11 protein-coding genes and 6 pseudogenes are annotated in these 16383 nt (G+C 60.5%); 8 read left to right on the forward strand and 9 right to left on the reverse strand.

What is annotated here, in order from left to right; genetic code table 11:
• Positions 1 to 508: 508 nt before the first annotated feature.
• Positions 509 to 796 (reverse strand): hypothetical protein, encoded by a 288-nt coding sequence (locus WDM24_RS06900; protein WP_338830726.1) that lies wholly within the window; start codon positions 794 to 796, stop codon positions 509 to 511.
• A 101-nt stretch (positions 797 to 897) separates the two neighbouring features.
• Between WDM24_RS06900 and WDM24_RS06905 the strand changes: the two are divergent.
• From WDM24_RS06905 to WDM24_RS06915, 3 genes and pseudogenes are all read left to right on the forward strand, one after another.
• Positions 898 to 1653 (forward strand): annotated as a pseudogene (locus tag WDM24_RS06905) (ABC transporter permease); the annotation flags it as partial.
• A gap of 105 nt (positions 1654 to 1758) precedes the next feature.
• A complete protein-coding gene (gene iolG, locus WDM24_RS06910; RefSeq protein WP_338696165.1) occupies positions 1759 to 2754 on the forward strand; it encodes an inositol 2-dehydrogenase in 996 nt (331 codons plus the stop codon).
• A gap of 62 nt (positions 2755 to 2816) precedes the next feature.
• The gene (locus tag WDM24_RS06915; protein ID WP_338832346.1) at positions 2817 to 3629 is read left to right on the forward strand and encodes a TIM barrel protein; all 813 of its coding nucleotides are present in this window, start codon (positions 2817 to 2819) and stop codon (positions 3627 to 3629) included.
• A 69-nt stretch (positions 3630 to 3698) separates the two neighbouring features.
• Here WDM24_RS06915 and WDM24_RS06920 read toward each other — a convergent pair.
• Together WDM24_RS06920 and WDM24_RS06925 are read right to left on the reverse strand one after the other, a co-directional pair.
• Positions 3699 to 4124: pseudogene (locus WDM24_RS06920) on the reverse strand (IS5/IS1182 family transposase); the annotation flags it as partial.
• Between the two features lie 427 nt (positions 4125 to 4551).
• Entirely contained in the window at positions 4552 to 6786 is a 2235-nt protein-coding gene (locus WDM24_RS06925) for a hypothetical protein (protein WP_338830727.1), read from the reverse strand.
• Positions 6787 to 6920: 134 nt separating this feature from the next.
• Between WDM24_RS06925 and WDM24_RS06930 the strand changes: the two genes are divergently transcribed.
• The 4 genes and pseudogenes from WDM24_RS06930 (at position 6921) to istB (ending at position 10259) form a co-directional block, all read left to right on the forward strand.
• Positions 6921 to 7376, forward strand: coding sequence for a hypothetical protein (locus WDM24_RS06930; protein ID WP_338696169.1), 456 nt, complete (start codon positions 6921 to 6923; stop codon positions 7374 to 7376).
• Positions 7373 to 7837 carry a reverse transcriptase domain-containing protein gene (locus tag WDM24_RS06935; protein WP_338696171.1) on the forward strand — a complete coding sequence of 155 codons (465 nt, stop codon included), beginning with the start codon at positions 7373 to 7375 and terminating at the stop codon, positions 7835 to 7837. Before WDM24_RS06930 ends, WDM24_RS06935 begins: the two co-directional genes overlap by 4 nt.
• 264 nt (positions 7838 to 8101) lie before the next feature.
• A pseudogene (gene istA, locus WDM24_RS06940) lies at positions 8102 to 9403 on the forward strand (IS21 family transposase).
• Positions 9403 to 10259, forward strand: a pseudogene (gene istB / locus WDM24_RS06945) (IS21-like element helper ATPase IstB). The pseudogenes istA and istB overlap by 1 nt, the downstream one beginning before the upstream one ends.
• 547 nt (positions 10260 to 10806) lie before the next feature.
• Here istB and WDM24_RS06950 read toward each other — a convergent pair.
• The 3 genes and pseudogenes from WDM24_RS06950 to WDM24_RS06960 form a co-directional block, all read right to left on the reverse strand.
• Entirely contained in the window at positions 10807 to 11181 is a 375-nt protein-coding gene (locus tag WDM24_RS06950; RefSeq protein ID WP_338696173.1) for a NolY, read from the reverse strand.
• Positions 11182 to 12613: 1432 nt separating this feature from the next.
• Positions 12614 to 13142, reverse strand: a pseudogene (locus WDM24_RS06955) (LLM class flavin-dependent oxidoreductase); the annotation flags it as partial.
• Between the two features lie 84 nt (positions 13143 to 13226).
• A pseudogene (locus WDM24_RS06960) lies at positions 13227 to 13484 on the reverse strand (transposase); the annotation flags it as partial.
• Positions 13485 to 13660: 176 nt separating this feature from the next.
• Here WDM24_RS06960 and WDM24_RS06965 point away from each other — a divergent pair.
• The gene (locus tag WDM24_RS06965; RefSeq protein ID WP_166104865.1) at positions 13661 to 13873 is read left to right on the forward strand and encodes a hypothetical protein; all 213 of its coding nucleotides are present in this window, start codon (positions 13661 to 13663) and stop codon (positions 13871 to 13873) included.
• Positions 13874 to 14504: 631 nt separating this feature from the next.
• On the opposite strand, the gene WDM24_RS06970 is transcribed toward WDM24_RS06965, so the two are convergent.
• The 3 genes from WDM24_RS06970 to WDM24_RS06980 form a co-directional block, all read right to left on the reverse strand.
• Positions 14505 to 14798 (reverse strand): ABC transporter substrate-binding protein, encoded by a 294-nt coding sequence (locus WDM24_RS06970; RefSeq protein WP_338696179.1) that lies wholly within the window; start codon positions 14796 to 14798, stop codon positions 14505 to 14507.
• Positions 14799 to 15292: 494 nt separating this feature from the next.
• Positions 15293 to 16006, reverse strand: coding sequence for a MerR family transcriptional regulator (locus WDM24_RS06975; protein WP_338701034.1), 714 nt, complete (start codon positions 16004 to 16006; stop codon positions 15293 to 15295).
• A 122-nt stretch (positions 16007 to 16128) separates the two neighbouring features.
• Entirely contained in the window at positions 16129 to 16338 is a 210-nt protein-coding gene (locus WDM24_RS06980) for a hypothetical protein (RefSeq protein WP_176533550.1), read from the reverse strand.
• Positions 16339 to 16383 lie beyond the last annotated feature (45 nt).

Genomic DNA, 16383 nt, shown 5'->3' on the forward strand with positions numbered 1-16383 from the left:
AGCGCGGCCACCAGGGACGTGCTGGCAGCCAGGGAGGGCAATCCTCCAAAATCTGACTCCGCCACCTCGAACCGCACATTCGAAAGGTCCGAAAGCGGTGAGAATGCACTGTCGCTGATCCCGACTGTGGGGACTCCCCGAACTGCAAGAGTGCCGGCGTAGGATGGTCTCCTGGGGGTGAAAAACTTATGGCTATGGCGGCGGCGTGCGGCGTTGCGAAAGAAATGGTCTCGGGATCAAGTCTCGACGATGAATCGATCAGAACATTCCTGGCCTTTAGTAGCTTCCCCAATATGTAGGCAAGATAGCTTGCGACGGGGAACGATCATCGTTTGGCAAGTACATATATTACATTAGCACCAGATAGAATTTTTGTTGCCTGGTCAAAGCGGTCTCTCTCAATCGAATCGGAAAGCGTATCTATCGATTGTATCGATGCATGCATCAGGCCTTTCAGGACGTGGACGCCTTCACCTTCTGCTCCAATCATTTTCAGCGAGGTAAGGCGCTAATCACAGGAGATGTTACGGTCGCGAAGCCGTTCGCGGTATACCGATTGAAGCTTGGTGACTCCCTCAAATCCAAAGTGTTTCGCGAAACGAACCAAGGTCGATGCCTGAACGCCGGCTGAAGCGGCAATGCTGGCGGCGGTACCGAGGGCGACTTCGTATGGATTGTCCAACGAATATGCGGCGACCTTGCCTGATCCATTTGGCATTCTTGTGCGTTGGTCGAGGATACGCTGCCGCAGCTCTTCAAAACCCGCTGGCGGCCCACGGCGGGTTTCGTCTGTCAAATTCACGTTCACCTACGCACCAGATATTCCATTTCGACTGTAACACGGCACCGGTGCCATGGGCATGTGGTCAACGCGTCAGCGTTGTCCGCCATGTTAGCGTCGATTGGTCGTCCGGCTCGGTCGTCGGCTTCTCGGCGATGGTGGCCGCGAGCTTAGCTCAGCCTCGACGTGGGGCAAAGTCGTTTATCCCGACCTCACGCACCTGCCGGCGGTCGTCCCGGTCCTGATCGGTATGGCTGTTTGCCGGTGCCATCAACGGCGCGCTCATTGTCTACACCAAGATCCCGCCGTTCATTGCCACGCTTGGTATTATGGTGTCTGCCCGCGGATTGGCGAAGTGGTATACTAAGGGGCAGCCGATTTCGGGTCTGATGGCTTCACCTTCTTTGGTAGTGGCATAGCACCAGTTATCATCTTCCTGGTGATCGCGGTGATCTTCCAGGTTGCTCTTCGCTATTGGGCTGGCAAGTTCACCTACGCCATAGACGCGAATGCGCAGGCGGCCCGTGTGTCCGGCATCAACAATCGAGCGTCATTTGATCAAGGTGTACGCCATCGCCGGCACGTTGGCCGGTCTGGCGGGTATCGTGACCGCAGCCCGCGCCCAGACGGCACAGGCAGGCATGGCCACGATGAACGAACTGGACGCGATCGCGGCAGCAGTTATCGGCGGCACCCTAGCTCACAGGCGGCTCCGGAAGGATCGCCGGAACGGTCATCGGGACGATCATCCTCGGCACGATGATGTCTGGCTCCACGTTCCTGTATGTCAACATATTGCCAGGCGATCATCAAAGGCGTTATTATCGTCGCCGCATGTCGTGACCGACACGTACCATCAGCGCAACATGAAGCCCATCAGCGCAACAGGAAGCGCCGACACTTTAGCGACCATTTCCGGCACAATAAGGGTGAACGTGTCGGGGACGCGTCCACCCTTCAGCTTGAAAGAGGAAGGAATGACAGTTCGCTTCGGGTTGCTTGGTGCAGGGCGCATTGGGAGAGTTCATGCCCAAGGGGTCGCTGCAACCCGCAAAGCTAAACTAGTGGCTGTGGCTGACTCGTACCAAAATGCCGCGCAAGATATTTCGTCTGCCTATGGCGCCGAGGTCCGGAGCGTTGAGGAGATCGAAATCTCGCACGACATCGACGCTGTCATCATCTGTACACCGACCGACACGCATGCCGTTTTGATCGAACGGTTCGCGAGGGCCGGTAAGGCGATCTTCTGCGAGAAGCCGATTGATCTCAGTATCGAGCGCGTCGAACGATGTCTCGCCTTAGTCGAGAAAACCGGCCGGGCACTGATGCTGGGTTTCAATCGCCGCTTCGACCCGCACTTCGTTGCGGTACGGAAGGCGATCGACGAAGGGGCCATTGGTGATGTCGAGATGGTCACGATCGTGTCGCGCGATCCCGGCCCGCCGCCGCTTAGCTATATCAAGCGTTCGGGCGGAATCTTCCGCGATATGACTATCCATGATTTCGACATGGCGCGCTTCCTGCTCGGCGAAGAGCCGGTCAGCGTTAGCGCCGAAGCGTCCGTGCTCGTCGACAAAATGATCGGAGAAGCCGGTGATTACGATTCAGTGAGCGTTATCCTGAAAACCGCCTCCGGCAAGCACTGTACTATCTCAAATTCGCGTCGTGCCACCTATGGCTACGACCAGCGTATCGAGGTGTTGGGATCAAGAGGGATGGTGGCGGCCGAAAACCAGAGGCCGGTATCGATCGAACTTGCGAGCGGCTCCGGCTACACCCGCCCGCCGCTGCACGACTTCTTCATGAATCGCTATGTCGACGCCTATGCCAACGAGATCTCCGCCTTCATCGCCGCCATAGTCGAAAATCGCGCTATGTCGCCGAGTGGCGCCGATGGTCTCGCGGCGCTTCGGCTGGCCGGCGCTGCGCTCAAATCGGCAGAGACCGGCCGGGTCGTACGGCTCGAGACGTAATTGTTTGGCGCATGAACAACAGCATGGCGGCGCGCCGCTGCCCCATGACGTCGGAGAACGCGATGATTGAGCCATCTTTTGCCATCAATCATATTCTGGCGCCATCGCTGCGGCAGGATGCCTTTTTTGAGCTGTGCCGCAGAGTTGGCGCGTCCGGAGCTGAAATCCGCAACGACCTCGACGGGAACGCGATTCTGGACGGAACGCCGGCTGAGGAGGTGAAAGCTGCGGCCGAAGCAGCGGGTATCCGCATCCTCACCATCAATAGCTTGCAGCGCTTCAACCAGTGGAATGCGGCCCGGGAAGCCGAAGCGATAGAGCTTGCCGACTATGCGCAGGCGGTCGGTGCAGGAGCCATCGCGCTGGTGCCGCTCAACGACGGCAGCGGTCGGGAAGGCGGGGTACGCCAGCGCAATCTTGTCGCCGCGCTCAGGGCTCTCAGGCCGATCCTCGCCGATCGGGGCCTTCGCGGCTATCTCGAACCGCTCGGCTTCGAGATATGCTCTCTGCGCCTGAAGAGCGAGGCGGTTGATGCGGTCCGCGAAATCGATGGGGTTGACATATTCCGTTTAGTTCACGACACCTTCCATCACCATCTCGCCGGCGAAACGAAGCTCTTTCCCGAAGTGACCGGGATCGTCCATGTTTCTGGGGTTACGGATCCGAAACTCGCGATCTCCGGCATGCGCGATGAGCATCGCGTGTTGGTGGATGCGGACGATCGGCTCGGGAACATGGCGCAATTGCGCACATTGCTGGCCGTTGGGCTTGACATGCCGCTTTCGTTCGAGCCGTTTTCTCTGGAGGTTCAGACGCTCGCCGATCCGGCAGGGCCGCTGTCTACCAGCATTGCATTTGTTCGATCCAGCCTTTAAATGAGAGCCATATGTCTGCCTTTCGCGGTGAGGTGGTTCGCCTCCTGGAAAATCCCATCAGTAGCGTTCCTAAGACCAGTGATGTAGTCGTCGGTTAAGAAGCCGATTTGAGTGGTGTGCGGTGGCTGAGAAGAAGGCAGCCAGGAAGAGGTACCAAAGAGCCCTTAGCCAAGCGAGGATGCGGCGGAAGTTGTAACCGACGGCGGAGAGGATGACGTTGGCGGCATCGTCGGCGCGGCCTTTGAGGTAGCAGCGGCCGAGGTGCCCTTCAGCCTTCAAATGGCCGATCACGGGCTCGATAGCCGGAGCGGCGCCGCAGCTGGCGCTTGATAGTGCCGAAGACGCCGCGCTTCTGGCCGGAGATGAGACGCGGCGCGGGTTCTGTGCGTCATGGCCGCGGTATCCCTTGTCGACAAAGGCGCGCTCGATCGCGCAGCCGGTGAGTGTCTCGGTTCGGTCGATGACGTCCCGCAGGGTGTGACCGTCGTATCCGCTTGATGGGCGCGGACCTGCATGAGCACGGGAGAGGACGGGACAGCGACCTCGCTCAGCTGCCTGTGAAAGGCCGCCGCCTCTACCGACGAGTCGGCCGGAGGGGCATCTTGCGCGTCCACGCTATCCGTTTGTTGACGCACGCGATTCATTAAGACGAAGTTGATCTGTACTCACTTTCGAAGATGAAGGGCCAGGAGCGCTGATCGTATGCGTCTGGACTTGAGCGCTGGCATTTGACGGTTCAGCCGCCAAGCGAAAGGAAGTCGTGGTCACGACGCTCCCGATCGAATTTCAATCGTGACCCCGCTGTCGATCTGTTCGAGGAGTTCGTGCTGGCTTCGGCTCATCGAGGATTTCCTCTCGGTGATAACGGCCACTTGATCGTGTCACCACAGCGGCGCTCCGGCGCGAGACAAACCACCTGTAGCTACATCCCCAGGCGCGCCATCTGGGTCGACATGTGCTCCGTCTCGGGAAGGGGATACCACGGGTGGCCACCAACTGCGGTGCTCATCAAGGACCTACAGAACGCCGGCGTGAGCTTCCCGCGGTGGATCACGACGTTCTCGCGCCCCGTCGCAGCTCGAGCGCTCTGCCAGTCCTGATTGTAGCCGCGTTGGTCATTGGACTTCACGTGGCAAGCGGCGAACTCGGCATCGCTCAGCGTTGCCAACTGCCAGGCATGTACCGGCCGCTTGGTATGGATGTGCACCCACATCGGGCTTGGCATCGCGCCATTGCGCAGGGCCTTGGGCTGCAGCTTGATCTCGAATAGTGTCCCCGGATCATCCTTCAAGGCGCGCGGTGGATTCACAGACGCCAGCTCCCCGGCCGCCCGCAACTGTTCAAGATACTTCTGGGACGGAAACGCGTAGGTCTTCATGCAATCGATCGTGATCGCCGCCTTTCGCGCCTTCAAAGAGTTCGCCTGTCCCTGCACCTCGGACAACATCGCCTTGAGCCGGGTTATTTTGTCATGCACTTCCGGCACTTGCGCAGGCGTGAGTAGGACACGTCGGCGAGGCTCCTCCAGCGCGACTACACTGGCCTCAATCTCGGAGGCCTGCGTCTGCAGTCGCTTAACGACGAGATCCACGACGTGATCGGCGTCCTCGGGCTTCATCTGGCGCGCTTGCGAGACGGTGCTTTGCTGAGCGGGCAGATCGAACTGCAAAAGTTCGTCCAATCGCTCGATTAATCCGGTCAGTGCTTTCCTGGAGGGCGGAGCCTGCAATATCTCCAGGTGCCCAGTCGCCGACGATGACACCCTCGCGTCTGCCTCCTCCGCGCTCGCGAGTTTCTTTGTACCCAAATCCGAGAGTACGATCACCTTGCCTGTTGGGGCCGTGGCAGCGTCGGGCGTGGCGAGCTGCGGCTCGCGCAGCCCGCCCGCCGAACTTCGCTCGCCTGCGGCCGGGGCGCGCTTGCCTTTCCCCTTCCTCCGCGCCGCGCCCCCTTCAACCACTACGGCAGTCCGGGCCCGCGGCTCAATCATGGCGGGCGTCTTTGGCTGCACGACCAAAAGACGCGTGACGTCGTCCGCGGTGACCCATGCACCTTCCGCGATCTGGCCCAACAGTTCCAACGGAAGGTCGGCATCCGTTCCGGCGCCCCTTAGTCGGGTAACGATGCCGTGCACCCCTGAGGCAAATTCCGAAAGCCGTTCCATGACTCCTTCCAGAACGGTGCAGTGGTCTGCGTCGAGCGCCGCTCCCTCCAGAACGGCGTGGGAAGTCGAGTTGAATGCCGGAAAAAAATCCGCGATAAAGGTCCCAAGCAGTCGCACCCGCCCATCCTCACCCATGAGGGCGTCGTTCACGGCTGGGCCGAACGTGGCCGCCTTCGACTCGATCAAGAGTCGCGCGAGAGCGATGCGCGATTCCAGGTACATGCACTTCGTATACAGTGCCCAGCCGGTATGCTGGCGTAGCGCGGCCTCTTCCTCCTCCCGCATCTTGGACGTGGTGCTGGGCAAGTTGGCGGTGTCCGTATAAACGGACCGCATCCGCTCCGAGCGCAATACCTTCTTTCCCCACCAATCCAAGCAGGCTTCGTAATGCTTCGCCACGCTGGATACCGCCCGGCCCAGCTGGTCGGACGGAGCGCCGGCATCTCGCATCCGCTCGAACACGGCTGCTGCTTTGCTCCTGTTCTTATCCAGCTTGTCGCCAATCTGGATGGCCACAGCGTTGCCGTTGTTCCCCGAGGCGAGAGTCTCGTCGCGGAGTTGACGAACCTGACTGTCGGAAAGAAGCCTGCGCGCCATGTCCGAGGGGAGGCTCGCGTAATACTCCAGAACTTCCGAGCCCGCCTTGACGCCTTGATCAATCAGGTCTTGCGTCTCCGATAGGCTCCGAGCTTGCATAACCGCAGCTTGGGCAGCAATAAAGTTCCCAAGCAGACTGCGCATTTTTTTCTGCGCTGATTTTCCGTCGCCACTTGAGGAACTCGGGATTGGCGCACCCGAAGCTGGTGGTAGGCCTGCGAGCGGCGCCGTTCCACCCTGAGGCCCGAGGCGCATCCCCACCACGACGGAGTCGAAAGATTGCCTGCCTTCGCCGAGGGCGGCCCCGGGCTCCGGGCTCGAACTGCTCGATCCCCATGTGCTGCCGGCTTCCGCAGGCCCAATGTGCGAATTGCCAGTTCGGCCAATGCCCGTCATATCTCCCCCATCAAGTCGAGAATGCGCAGCCTGTCCGGTAGACCAGCTGGCTGACGAGTAGCTGACGCAGGGCGTTTTTCCGAGGTGCACGGTAACGCCCGGATCGCCGCGGGCATCAATTCCTGGAAGCTGGCGTGCTGCTGGAGGCAGCGGGTAACCTCCGCGACCTCTGCGCACGAGTCCACACTGGTCGTTATCGGCCACAGCCGGTGCGACGAGTCTACATCCCCAAAGCCGACGGCGGTAAGCGGCCTCTCGGTGTGCCGGCGCTAGAGGACAAGATTGTCCAAAGCGCGGTAGCCGAGGTGCTGAGTGCCGTCTACGAGGCCGACTTCCTCGGGTTCTCTACGGCTGTCGGCCGGGGCGGAATCCTCATATGGCGCTTGACGCCTTTGCACACGGCGATCATGAGCCAGCGCGTCAACTGGGTGCTCGATGCCGACTTGAGAGCGGCGAGAAGCAAGATACAGACAGGGGTACGCCGCAAGGCGGCGAGCATTAGCCCGCTCCTTGCCAACATCTTCCTGCACTACATCCTCGATCTCTGGTCCACCAATGGCGTCGTCGCCATGCACGCGGTCGCGTCGTGACTGTGCGTTATGCGGACGACTTCGTCATGGGCTTCGAGAACAAGGCAGATGCGCAGGAAATGCTCTTTGCCCTCAAGACGCGGCTGACCGGCTTCGGCCTAACGCTCCATGAGGACAAGACGCGGCTGATCGAGTTTGGCCGGTTCGCGGCCCTCTCGCGTCAGCGGCGCGGCGAGCGGCGGCCAGAAACCTTCGCCTTCCTCGGCCTCACCCACTACTGCGGGCGGACCAGGGACGGCGGGTTTATCGTGAAGCACAAGACGGAAGGGAAACGCCTGACGCGCAAGCTGACGGCGTTGCGCCAGGAGACCTGGCGGCTCATGCACGCGCCACTGCCTCGCAGCATGAGTGGTTCGCCGCTGTGCTGCGTGGACACTACGGCTACTACGGCAGGCCGCACAATTATCCAGCGCTCAACGGCTTCTACCGCGAAGTGCGTCGGACCTGGATGCGCTGTCTGAGACGGCGCAGCCAGAAAAGTCGGCGCATGGGCTGGTCCGAGTTCGAGACCCTGACGGCACGCTTCCGTCTGCCCGGTCCACGCATCACTCGCACGTGGGCACAGGCGCGGATATGACGCGGGTTACCCTCGGGAAGAGCCGGGTGCGGGAAAGCCGCCTGCCCGGATCTGTGAGGGCAAAGCCAAATTGTCGCGCGCCATGGAAAGCTGCCCCCTCAGCGTCACGAGGAATGGCCCCCTCCTCGGATAGCTGAGGAGAGAGTGAATGAAGCGGGAACGAATCACTGAAGGCTCGCCGTGGAATGATCCACGGGGGCAGGTGATGAAGACGCCGGATGACATGGCGGAAATGATGCGCCTGAGAGCGTGCGGGTGGGGCGTGAAGCGGATTGCGCGGCAGCTTGGCTGCAGCCATCACACGGTGAAGGACTACGTGGCGGCGGGCGGGGTGAAGCCGTTCAAGTCGCCTGAGCGGCCGAAGCGTCTCGACGGCCTTGAGGGCTGGCTGCGCGAGAGGCTCATTCGGCATCGCGGCAATGCCGACGTGGTGCGCCAGGACCTGTTGGCCGAGAAAGGCGTGGCCGTCAGCCGACGGACACTGCAACGCTCCGTGCAGCCCTATCGCCAGGCGCTGAAGGCGGAGGCGCTGGCGACGACGCGGTTTGAGACGCCGCCGGGCCGGCAGCTGCAGATCGACTTCGGGGCGTCTGGTCGAGATCGGAGGGGCGAAAGTCAAGGCATTCGTGTTCGTGGCAACGCTTGGACACTCGCGACGGCTCCATGTGCGTGCGTTCCGGGCCGAGAGGCAGGAGCATTGGTTCGCCGGGCTCGAGAGCACGTTCACGACCTTCAGCGGTGTGCCGGAGGAAGTGCTGATGGACAATCCACGCGCGCTTGTCGTGCGCCACGACGCGGTGAGCCGGTCGGTTCAGTTCAACGACAAGCTGATAGCCTTCGCAAAACATTGGGGCTTCCGTCCTCGCGCGTCCGCGCCATATCGGGCGCGCACGAAGGGCAAGACGGAGAACGGCGTCGGCTACGTGAAGAAGAACGCGATCGCCGGTCATTCCTTAGTTGGGAAGCATTCGAGGCGCATCTCGACAGGTGGGAGCGTGAGGTTGCGAACGTTCGTATCCACGGCACGACCGGCGAGGCGCCGATCATCCGCTTCGCGCGTGACGAAATACATCGGTTGAAGCCGCTCGGCGAGCAGCCGCCGTTCGGATCCTTGCGTGAACTGACCCGCGTCGTCGGCAATGATTGCGCCGTCGAGATTGATACGAACAGCTACTCGGTGCCGTGGCGCCTTATTGGCGAGCGCGTAGCGGTAACGATCGCGGCCGGCGAGGTGCGGATCCGCCATGGCGTGCACCAGGTCGCGGTTCACGAGCAATCGAAGGGGCGCCGGCTGCGGATCGTCGATCCGGTTCATCTCGACGGTGTTGCCGGGCGCAATGGCGCGGTCCGCCGGCCGGAGACTGCAGCGGCGGTGCCGGGATCGTCTCCACCGCATTCGTTGTTGCGTCCGCTTACCGAATATGAAGCCGTGATCGGGGGAAGCTTCTGATGACGCGCGCAAAGAAGGCAACCGAAGCACCGACCGATCCGCTCGATGCCATGCTGGCGCGATTGCAGCTCTCCGGCATCCGCGATCAGCTCGACAGCCTGCTCGACGAGGCGGCGCGCGCGAACCTGTCGGCGCGTGAGACGCTGATCTTGCTGTGCGAACGTGAGATCGCGCGCAAGGATCATCGCCGCATCGATATGGCGCTGAAGCTTGCACACTTCCCGGCCGTGAAGGAGCTCGCAGGCTTCGACTTCGAGGCGCAGCCCTCGATTGATCCCAAGCAGATCCGCGACTTTGCCGCATCACGTTGGATCGCTAACGGAGAGAACGTGCTGTTGCTCGGGCCGCCCGGAGTCGGCAAGACGCACTTGTCGATCGCGCTGGGCGAGAGGCGATCCTGGCCGGGTACACGGTGCAGTTCACCACGGCGACGACACTGGTCGCAGGCCTTGCCAAGGCGCATGGCGAACGGCGTCTGGATGAGAAACTGCTCGCGCTGTCGAAGCCAAAGCTGCTGATCGTCGACGAGCTCGGCTACCTGCCGCTGGAACCTGACGCGGCGCATCTGTTCTTCCAACTGGTCAGTCGGCGCTATGAAACTGGCGCCATGCTGATCACCTCGAACCGCAGTGTTGCCGAATGGGGCACCGTGTTCGCCGATCCCGTGGTCGCCACCGCGATCCTCGACCGGCTCTTGCACCACAGCCACGTGCTGACGATCCGCGGCGACAGCTACCGGCTCCGAGCCAAGCGCAAGAGCGGCCTCATCAAGCCGCCCGCCGCTGACGGCCCTCCGGTCGGCTCCGCCTCCCTCCGTCCCGTCAGCGGCGGAGCCAACCTTCAACCGAGATCATAATCCCGATGGTGGAGGCAGTTCTTCATGACGCAAAGGGGGCAGTTCCGGATGGCGTTTGACAGCCAAATGGCCGAGCTACTCGACCACGACCGTGCGCCGCCGCCCCCAGAAGGGTTCGAGTGAAGTTCGTCGTCAGCAAATAAGGGGATATTGCCGCAACAACGGCCTAACCACTATACACGAAACGAAGGTTAGGCCGAGTTGGCAGTCATTGTGAGTGTCTCGCACCCGGGCGGCCTGTGCTTTCTCGTTATCCGGCTTCCGCACGGCGGTAGCAGAGCCATGAGGTCCCGAAGCAAGAGCAAAAGTTGAACTAAGGGGCGAAATCAAACTGGGTTGTTGCAGTGCAAATGCGTGATTGTCCGACGTACCCGACCCGACCGCGATAGCTAATGAATCAGTCGCAGACGGCGTAATGGAGGCGGCGCCCGCATGCCAGGTTAGCTCGTTGGATGCTGCGCTTCGCTATGATACTCTGTTCGTACCATCGCAGCCGGCGTTGTTCGGCCAGGAAAAGCGCTCTCCACATCAAACCGTCAACGAAATCTCACTCCGCGGCACGCGAGAAAATGAGTTTCGCGATCTTCATCCGGTTGGCCGGAGTTCGTAGGTTTGCCGGCAAGGCATCGACGGCTTGATCGAACAGGCGTCCCAAAACGAGAAGGTCTTCCGGGTAATAAGCGCCGCGGTCCCCGGACATGTGCGTGGTGCGAGCGCCGCCGTCATGATTGCTTGTTCTTGTCTCGCCGAGCTGGCCGAGCTCCAGCTCCGCCGTGATCATTTCATTTGTGAGTGCGTTGAGCAGTCGGATCGCGTCAAGCGCGTCACCATCCTCGCCTACGAGAGTGGCGAGGATGGTCAGTTGCAGGTCGATCCGATCCTTAAGATTCTGTACGCGGGAATTGGAGGGGGCAAGTTCCACGATGTGCTCCTGGTGGTGAAGTGAATGTAAAGTACCTGATGGTTTGTGTTGCGTTTCGCGGTCCGCGAGAGCCGGCAGGTGCGGCGCGACAAGGAATGTCTCCGTCCCAGCTGCGTGTTCATTGAGGCGATCGTCGCGCTCGCTCGACGCCGCACAATGGCAGGGCCTGCGGGCCATGACTGCGACTGACGACTGAAGCCGAGCAGCCCGCGGATGTGCTGTGAGACGCCGCCCGGCATAGCCGCCGAGAGCCAATTGGGGCTCATCGGGGATTGCAGGGCGATCTTCCGCCACAATCGTCTGGGCTGCCACGCTCAGATCGTTAAATGCTCGGCACAGTGAGCGTGCGGCCAGGCGGGGAAAAGGAGCCCGCGAACAGATGGGAGCTCGGCAGCTCGCCCAGCTGCGCCAATTGCTTAGATGATGGTGTGATGCTTGCCGGAAACTCAAAGAGCGCTCGCCCCCGTCGAAAGTTGATCGACAACAGCGGATAAAGCCGGATGAGCATCGTGCAGGTTTGTAGAGCGTAGATCTGGCCTTCGCCGACCGAGCTGGGCTCAGCAAGCGAGCGCAGTGAGGATTTACGGTCACACGACGTTGCAGAGTGGACGGCAAGTTGGCGAAGTTGATCTGTCCATGTCGTCGCAGATCGGGTCCTCGTCCGGGCCGTCGGACACGTATCTTGCAATCGGGGCAGGTACAGACCTGCCAGCACGGCCTCGCTTGCAGCCGCCAGATTGACGGCGCTGCCGACCTGGTCAGGGCGAAAGGTCCAAGCTCCGGCGAGGAGGACGGTTCACCTGGCCGAATCCTAAACGACGTACGCATTTACCGAGGCCACTGGAAGTGCGCTAACGCCGATCGTCTGAAACGCCTTTGGGGGAATGGCCATGGTATCAGCGAGGACGCGGTTGATGACTACGCGCCGCACGCGGCGATCAGGGGACAGACTAAAAATGGTCCGCACATGCGTCGATTTGGACGAATCGAACGTATCTTTGTGGATCCAGGTCGGGGTGGCTTGAACTGACCTGCGACTGTGCTGAAGGCAAAAGGGATCCATAGCCACACGACATTCGTGAAAGGTGCTTTCCGGAAATCGCGATCGACTTATGGGGTATTTGGCTAAATCCGGTAAAATCGAAAGTTTTGATGGGATCGATCCAGTTCGCGGATAGCCCGGGGCGAGGAGTCATTGACCTTTCTGGATGGCGCTGGATTCTCGCGCGGTCCACGAGCCGATGAGACGGGCCGCGGGGCTGACCCGGTGCTGCTCCAGGTGCTCGAGCATGCTCTATTGGTCCGAGGACCCCATGTTGGGCAAGGCAGCGAGCGTGATGGCAGGCGGATATCGGCGTTGTCGGCAGGGCGGCCGATCATGGCACATAGCGTTGCGGCGCTGAACGCAGGTAGCAAAATCGGATCGAACGTTTCAGCCAAAGCCAGGCATGATCTCGGATTGGATTGTGGTTGCTGTGTACAGCGAAACCTCCAACGGAAGGTTCCCGAATGCAAGCTGGCATAGTAGATATTAGTTGGCGCCCGCCTCCTCGCTCTGGTTAAGGAGGAGCTGTCGGATGGAAGCTGGCTTTCCGACAACGCACAGTTCGCTTCAAGCGCTGCATCGAAGGTCAGCTGCAAGTTAGGCGGTGTCGGAGTGGCATCAATTCGTGAGGGAATCTAAAGCTCCTTAGCCATCGTTGATAAGCGGCTTCCGCGGCCGCGCGGGCATCTTTGTCAGACTGCGCAACAACGACCATGCGCAGCAAGCCGAGAAATGGCATCCGATCGTCCGCGGCGGTCTTATGCGCCAGATGAGAGCGGAACGCATCTGTCATGTTTCGGACAGCAGAGGAGTGGCCTGCGCACGCCAGATTGGCGCCGTTTGCAGCAGCCCACGCCGCTGGCTCCGGGCGATTGCTCGCGATCCAGGTCGGCTGATGTGGGCGCTGATGAGGCCTCTGTTCACAGTGTCTCTTTTGAATTTGCCTCTCTGGCGCGCGAGGCGCCTGACACCAAGCGTCCGGGAGATGGTCGCATGGCTACTTTGAAAGCAGTTCGCGAAGCTCCGCGACATCGAGCATGTGCTTGACCAGAAGCATCTTTAGCATCGCGTTCTCCTGCTCCAAGACCTTCAATCGCTTGGCCGCAGGAACGTCCATGCCGCCAAACCTGGCGTTCCAATTCTGGATGGCCGCTTCTGAGGTCCCGTGTTTGCGAGCCAGGTCAGTTGCCTTCGCCCCAGCCTGATGCTCCCTCAAGATCGCGACGATCTGCTCTTCCGTGAATCGTGGCCGCTTCATTTGACAGCCCCTGTTAGGGGGGAGCTTGCATTCCAGCCGGAGGAAGCGCGGAATGATTGGTCATCTGCCGAGCGCGGGTTGGAGGGGGCCGCAGACGATCCGACTGGGGCCAAATGGGCTTCATCGATCTGCCCTAGAGGCCCGTTAGGCGAACCCTTGTCGTCGATAGCTGAAGGATGCGTCAGGATCCCGTCGCCGACGTTGAAGGTATTCCGGATCTTGCCAAAGCACTCGATTGGCGCGTCAACATGCTCGGCTTGATGAGTGCGTGCCACATGGTGAAGTCTTGGTCTGTATGTGTGCCTTGCGATTTGAGCGCAGCGCTGGGTGAGTTGTGCGTTGCGGCGCTCGGCAGCGAGAAGGGGTTTCCATTGACGTCGAAGTTGTAATTCGCGCAGAAAACTGTCTGGCGGAAGGGCATAACGAGAAACTTGCGCAGCTCGAATTAGCGCGAGAGGACGTAAACGACGCAGCGTCTGGCGCCCTGGAAGCTGTGCAGGGCAGGGGCACTTGTCAGCACGGGAACTCCATAGGCTGGAATGTTGCCGAAAATCGATTTTCGCGGCTACGGCGGTTGAAAGGATAACGGCCAGCACCTCCCGACAGCGCCAATCAAATGCTGCAGGGCGAATGGAGGGCTCATATGGCCAACAAGCCCATCGATCAGGGTAGCCAACCATTAAGCGATCAGGCCGTTGCTTAAAAGACTCGCAAACAATGAGGATTGGCACGGTACTACTTGTCTATCATCGGACGCAGCTCGTTATCGAGCGTGTCGACATCGGGGAGCTCTGCTAGCGCTGCAGCAAACGCAAGAAGTGCTCCGAGAGCCGCCAGTACAAGGGCGGACGCAACTATTGCAGCTGCCAGGTCTTGAGAACGTCTCATGTCATTCGCTGTTTAGGGAAACGATGCGTTCGCGCCGGTCAGTTCTGCTCGACGGCTTCAACACACCCGTCGCGTAGCGATAGACCAGAAGGGCGGGAGCCGCGTTGTTGCCATCCAACCGGAGCGGCCCGATCAGGTTATCGATCGCCCCTGAACGAAGTGCCACGACAACTCGCGAGGCGTTGAAGGAACCGGCCCGCCCCACCGCCTGTCCGCTTCGGCGTGGACTTCGGAGCCTGGGATCGACGAGAGGGAACAAAAGTGGCCGACGACTGACTGGACTCGGTCCATTGTGAGCCTATTGGCAACTGCGACCGCTTGCTTCGGATCGCTGGCGTCGTCTGCGACGCTCAACATCACTTTGGTATCTGGTATTGGGCCCGAGGCGTTCAATGCCTCGACGGAGGCCGCCGCACCATCGCGCATTTGCGCGCCAAAACGCAGCGCTGTTCCCGCTCATCGGGCCAGCCACGGCAATATTGACGTCGGAAGCGTGCGCAGTCGAGGCGATGGCGCAGAAGACGAGCGCTGCTCTTGCAGCCGAAGCGTAGCGCCCATTTAGCATTGTAGAACTCCCAATCTCAAATGAAGTGAACGGCCAGCGCCGCGGTCAGCCAGCTGCAGCTCGATGCGGTTGCTTCCGGCAAGCGAATCCATGCGCGGCAGTTCGCCAGACCTCAATCTCGCTAGAGCCTACAATTTGACGTTACGTGCGGTTCAAGCCCCATTCGGGGTTCATGCCGCCAGTTGCAGCAAGTGGCCGTGCGTTAGGCGGGCGGATCGCCAAAGACGCGCTACGCAGACAGGCCCAGTGAGGCCGCAGAACGGCAGGCACGAATCAGAACCAGCAGATCAACCGGCGCTTCAACGCGCTTTGATATTGACCGGGCCGTCCGACAATCCGCCCGTCGGCGCCGCAATCAGTACGGCTGATCTTCCAATCCAGCAAGGGCGAGATCGAGATACTGCATGAGGTGGGGATCCCAACCGGCCAGAGTGCGAGGTGCGCTTAACCGTGCAAGCACCTTCAGGATCGTCGAAACGCGCGAATCGGCGCCGGCTATTTCGCCGATCAGCGAGCGTGCTGCGATCGCGACGGCCTTTGCCCGCTCGCCGCAGGGATGCTCAGCCCTATCCATGCATTCGCGCAGCTCATCGCGGATCCGCCGCCACCGCTCCTCGCGATCTGCAGCCAGCTTGCAAGTGCATCGGGAGGGCTGGCTACGCGTCTCGACCCGTGACATGGCATCCAAGGTGGCGGGTAGCTCATCAACACTTACCTGGATTTCACTGTCCGTCGTCATGTTGCGTAAGCGATCTCGCAACAGGGTTGCACGAGCGACTTGAAGCTCTATCCGCTCCAAATGCTTGCGCATGAGGTCCGTAAGTGAAGTCGTACGCTCCATAGCCTTACCGATCTCGAAAAGGGAGAAACCAAGCTCACGCAGCGCTCGAATCTGATGAACCCGTTGAACGCTTTCGCGGTCGTACATCCTGTGGCCGCCGTCGGTGCGTTCGGAGGCAGCTAAGAGCCCCGTGTGTTCATAGTGATGCAGCGTGCGTACCGTCACTCCGGTCGCCTCTGCAAGTTCGCCAATGCGCCATCGACGCCTTCGTGGTGTAGCTTTGCTCATGTTGTTCAATTTCAAAGCCTACAACCTGACGTCACGTATGATTCAAGCTATTTCAAAGCTCTAGCTGGATCGTCTTCCATTCCAGCGCAAGAGATGGTGACTATCCTTAGAATGGCGGGCAATCAACCCTGAGGGGAAATGGTAACTAGTAAGTTCATCAGGTATGCCAGTCGAGCCTCGCTCGCTGCTGTCCGCTCCAAAATGAGTTTTGCGATCGCCGTTCGATTATCGGGAGTCCGCATCGATGGCGGCGACGCGGTGATTGCACTATCAAAAAGACTTCCCAAGCCGGAAAGTTCTTCCGGATCAAATACGCCGCTGTATTGCTCCAACGCTCAGCTCCTGTTTGTCATCGCGCTAGGGTAGCGCACGTCGTC

Source organism: Bradyrhizobium sp. 27S5 (genome assembly GCF_037217225.1).
GTDB lineage: Bacteria > Pseudomonadota > Alphaproteobacteria > Rhizobiales > Xanthobacteraceae > Bradyrhizobium > Bradyrhizobium septentrionale.

What these genes read in the sequence shown, in the direction of transcription:
- WDM24_RS06925 (WP_338830727.1), bottom strand. Translation starts at nt 6,786, where the DNA reads ATGACGGGCATTGGCCGAACTGGCAATTCGCACATTGGGCCTGCGGAA.
- WDM24_RS06915 (WP_338832346.1), top strand. Translation starts at nt 2,817, where the DNA reads ATGATTGAGCCATCTTTTGCCATCAATCATATTCTGGCGCCATCGCTG.
- WDM24_RS06965 (WP_166104865.1), top strand. Translation starts at nt 13,661, where the DNA reads ATGCGTCAGGATCCCGTCGCCGACGTTGAAGGTATTCCGGATCTTGCC.
- iolG (WP_338696165.1), top strand. Translation starts at nt 1,759, where the DNA reads ATGACAGTTCGCTTCGGGTTGCTTGGTGCAGGGCGCATTGGGAGAGTT.
- WDM24_RS06970 (WP_338696179.1), bottom strand. Translation starts at nt 14,798, where the DNA reads ATGCGCGATGGTGCGGCGGCCTCCGTCGAGGCATTGAACGCCTCGGGC.
- WDM24_RS06975 (WP_338701034.1), bottom strand. Translation starts at nt 16,006, where the DNA reads ATGAGCAAAGCTACACCACGAAGGCGTCGATGGCGCATTGGCGAACTT.